The following is a 3,619-nucleotide window of genomic DNA, read 5'->3' on the forward strand; positions in this document are numbered from 1 at the left end:
GGCTACGGCGGCGTAGGCGCCGACAGCGACGCCGCCGGCGGCGATGATCGCGCCGCCGGTCCAGGCCGCGGCCTTCCGCGATAGAGTCCGCACAGTGCTCCCCTTATAACTCTGTGCAATGCAGCGGGTGATGAATGACATACCGTCATTGAAACTTGCCCTATGTAGCTAAAGGGTATGCCCGCGTTTCCCAGGCAGTTGACATTGGACGGATCAGCGGTACGTTTTTGGCACGTTCCAGCACCGGGCTCGCCGACTGGATCGGATGGCACGTAGCATTGTCGGAGCGCCAAGCGGGGGCGGGGACAGCCAGTCTCCGAAGCCGGGCGCGACAGCAGGTGGGCCGGTGCAGTGTCCGGCTGTCAGGGGTTGGGCCTGGAAGGGGCCCGGGCGGCTCAGTAGACAACGGAGGCCGTGCTCGTGGCCTACGAGGCGGATCCGGACCGAAGGCGCTTGCCCGGGCTCCCTTCCGCTGACATTGCCGGACAGAGAAGGTGAAGACAAGGAATGGAAGAGTCGGCCGGGGCGCAAGACGCGCCCGGGGCAACTGGGCGCGTGGTCATCGTCATGCCGACGTACAACGAACGGCAGAACCTGGAGATCGTCGCCGGCCGGGTCAGGGAATCCGTCCCCGACGCGGACCTGCTGGTGGTCGACGATAACAGCCCCGACGGCACGGGGGACCTCGCGGACAAGCTCGCGGAGACCGACAGGCACGTCCAGGTCATGCACCGGACAGAAAAGGCGGGGCTCGGCCGCGCCTACGTCGCCGGGTTCAGCTGGGCGCTGCAGCACGGCTACGACGTGATCGTCGAGATGGACGCCGACGGCTCCCACCGGCCGGAGGACCTGCCCAGGCTGCTGGCCGCGCTGGACAGCGCGGACGCGGTCATCGGCTCCCGTTACGTGCCCGGCGGCACGGTCGTCAACTGGCCGAAGTCCAGGGAGTTCCTGTCCCGCGGCGCCAACATCTACAACCGCGTGCTGCTTGGCATCAGCATCAAGGACGCGACCGGCGGGTTCCGCGTGTACCGCGCGTCCGCACTGCGCAGGCTCGACCTGAACAACATCGAATCGGCGGGCTACTGCTTCCAGATCGACATGACGCTGCGGGTGCTGCAGGCGGGCCTGAAGCTCACGGAGGTGCCGATCACGTTCGTCGAGCGTGAGCGCGGTGCCTCGAAGATGAGCAGCGGGGTGATTCGCGAAGCGTTCTTCCGTGTCGCCCAGTGGGGCATCACGGCACGCCTGCACGGCCGCTCCGCGGCCGCGCCACGACGGTAGGCAATAGCCTCGGACTCAGGAGCCTCGGACTAAGGCGCTGCGGCGCTCGGCGCGGCTGGCGGCTTCGGCGATGGCGCGGCTCTCCATGGCGCGCCGTTCCCTGATGACTTCGAGGCGCTCGGCGAGCACAGCTTCGAGATCCTCGACGCTACGCCGCTCCATCAGCATGTCCCAGTGGCTGCGCGGCGGCTTCGCCTTCTTCGGCGCCGCCGACTCGCCGGTGCTCGCGGTGGCCATGGCCCCGCAGACACGGCATTCCCACATGGGGGGCAGTTCCGCCTCGGTGGCGAAGGGCACGCTAAAATGGTGCCCGTTCGGGCAGTCGAAAGGAACGTCCTGGCGGGGTGCCAGGTCGGTGTTACGGTCGTTCTCGTAGCTGGTCGCGCCGAGTCGGGTTCCGCGAAGTGCGCGTTCGGCCATTACTTAGTGCCTCCCAGGCGGTTGGCGATCTCTATCGGCAACACTGGATACCCGGACAAGATTCCCATTGCCACCGCCACCAACCCCATTTCGGGCATGTTTCAGGCATGTGCACGCGTATCACGCCGCCTGTGCGCGCCTTAAACGTCCACCCGGGGGTTCCACTGGCCGCGTTCGGTGAGGATGTCGCGCAGCAGCACGATGTTGTCGGTCATCACGCCGTCGGCGCCGCGATCGAGGGCGCGCTCGATCTCCTGCCGGGTGTTCAGCGTCCACACGTGCACGTGCAGCCCGAGTTCGTGCGACCGCCTGATGAACTCCCTGGTCGCGATCCGCGTGGGTACCTGGGCGCACTGGGCGCCAGACCTGGCCAGCCGGGCGGCCATCGCCTTGCCGGAGATCCCCGCGTATCTGACGGCCGCGACGGCGGCGGGCGTGACGGTCATGCAGACCGGGCGGTCGAGGATCTTCCGCGCGGCGACCAGCCGCTTGCCGAAGAACGAGGTGACGCACACCCGGTCCCAGGCCGCGGTGCGCTTCAGCACCCGCACCATCGGCTCGATCGTGCCCGAGTCCTTGAGGTCGATGTTGAACCGCAGCTCACCGAACGTGCCGAGCAGGTCCTCGATCAGCGGGATCGGCTCAGATCCGGCGATCTTCGCCTCGGACACCTGCCTGTAGGTCATCCTGCCGACCTGGCCAGTGCGGTCGGTGACCCGGTCCAGTGTCGCGTCGTGGAACGAGAGCAGCGCGCCGTCGGATGTGGAGCGCGCGTCGGTTTCCAGGTACGCGTAGCCGAGTTTGACCGCGTACTCGAAGGCGGGCCAGGAGTTCTCCGGGTGGTGCGCCGCCCCGCCCCGGTGCGCGAACGCCGCAGGGCGCGGATGGTCCAGGTATGGAATCGCCACGCTGCCGATTATCCCAGGCAATGTCTCCGGTCTGGTAAACATCGCATGTCAGCCACCCAATAACCGGGTGGCCGGCAGGCGTTACCTGTCCGGGTGCCACTCGCGGCGGCGGGTTTCCGCCATGGCGATCGCGGCGGCGACCGCGACGTTCAGCGAGCCGACGCGGCCGGTCTGCGGGATATAGGCGACCGCGTGCACCGCGGCGAGCAGCGCGGGGGAGCAGCCGTGGTCCTCGTTGCCGATCGCCAGGCAGATGTCGCCATCGAGCGGCGCCTCGGCGAGCGGGGTCGCCCCGGCGGCGAGTTCGACCGCGACTACGCGGTACCCCTCTTCCGCGGCTTCCTTCACCGCGGCGGCCGGGCTCGGCTCCCGGTAGGCCTCGACGAACCGGTCGGTGCCCAGCGCGGTCTTGCCGACCGCCGGCATGGTCAGGTCCGGGGTGTTGCCGCACAGCCAGATGGCTTCGGCGCCGAAGGCGGCGGCGGTACGGACGATCGAGCCGACGTTGAAGGGCTGGCTCACCGAGTCGAGCAGCAGCGCGAGCCGGCCTTCCGTGCGCCGCCGCCAGTCGCGGTTCAGCCGCTTCACGTCGGTCGGCCGCAGCTGGCGGGGCGGGCCGCTATGCGGTATGGCTGTCATCGGGAGTCACCACGCGTACGTTCCGGAATAGTGGGAGAGACCTGGAGGAGACGGTAACCGCTCCGCGCGGCGAGTCGCGTCACGGACCAGCCTTCCTGCTCCAGCCAGGCGTGCAGCGAGTCGGCGCCGAGGTTGCGGCCCATCACGAGAGACGCGCCGGCACCGGGGGCGAGCCGGGAGAGCCAGCCGCGGAGCAGGTCGTGCAGCGGGGCCTTGCCGATCCGGACCGGCGGGTTGGACCAGATCCCGGCGAAGCGCCCGGGGATGGCCGGGTCGTCGGGCGCCGCGACACGGACGTTGCTCAGGCCGGCCGCCTCGGCGTTGCGCGCGCACAGGCCGAGTGCCCGCTCGTTGACGTCGACCGCCCA

General features: G+C 69.1%; 5 protein-coding genes. 1 reads left to right on the forward strand and 4 read right to left on the reverse strand.

Annotated elements, in window-relative coordinates:
* Positions 1-507 precede the first annotated feature (507 nt).
* On the forward strand, positions 508-1,284 hold the full coding sequence (locus tag WA805_RS01210) for a polyprenol monophosphomannose synthase (RefSeq protein WP_422279213.1): 777 nt from the start codon (positions 508-510) through the stop codon (positions 1,282-1,284).
* 15 nt (positions 1,285-1,299) lie between these two features.
* Here the strand turns inward: WA805_RS01210 and WA805_RS01215 are convergent, their stop codons facing one another.
* The 4 genes from WA805_RS01215 to WA805_RS01230 all read right to left on the reverse strand — a co-directional run.
* The gene (locus tag WA805_RS01215) at positions 1,300-1,704 is read right to left on the reverse strand and encodes an RNA polymerase-binding protein RbpA (RefSeq protein ID WP_422289611.1); all 405 of its coding nucleotides are present in this window, start codon (positions 1,702-1,704) and stop codon (positions 1,300-1,302) included.
* A 140-nt stretch (positions 1,705-1,844) separates the two neighbouring features.
* The gene (locus WA805_RS01220) at positions 1,845-2,612 is read right to left on the reverse strand and encodes a glycerophosphodiester phosphodiesterase family protein (protein ID WP_422279217.1); all 768 of its coding nucleotides are present in this window, start codon (positions 2,610-2,612) and stop codon (positions 1,845-1,847) included.
* A gap of 81 nt (positions 2,613-2,693) precedes the next feature.
* Positions 2,694-3,251: a TrmH family RNA methyltransferase gene (locus tag WA805_RS01225; RefSeq protein WP_422289614.1), complete on the reverse strand. Its 558-nt coding sequence runs from the start codon at positions 3,249-3,251 to the stop codon at positions 2,694-2,696.
* A partial coding sequence (locus tag WA805_RS01230) for a methyltransferase (protein WP_425241446.1) occupies positions 3,248-3,619 on the reverse strand: 372 nt, incomplete at its 5' end. The genes WA805_RS01230 and WA805_RS01225, both read right to left, overlap by 4 nt.

The sequence above is a fragment of the Trebonia sp. genome (assembly GCF_049794275.1).
Taxonomy (GTDB): domain Bacteria; phylum Actinomycetota; class Actinomycetes; order Streptosporangiales; family Streptosporangiaceae; genus Trebonia.

Excerpts from the sequence above, each read along its gene's own strand:
- WA805_RS01215 (WP_422289611.1), bottom strand. The coding sequence starts at position 1,704 with ATGGCCGAACGCGCACTTCGCGGAACCCGACTCGGCGCGACCAGCTAC.
- WA805_RS01210 (WP_422279213.1), top strand. The coding sequence starts at position 508 with ATGGAAGAGTCGGCCGGGGCGCAAGACGCGCCCGGGGCAACTGGGCGC.
- WA805_RS01225 (WP_422289614.1), bottom strand. The coding sequence starts at position 3,251 with ATGACAGCCATACCGCATAGCGGCCCGCCCCGCCAGCTGCGGCCGACC.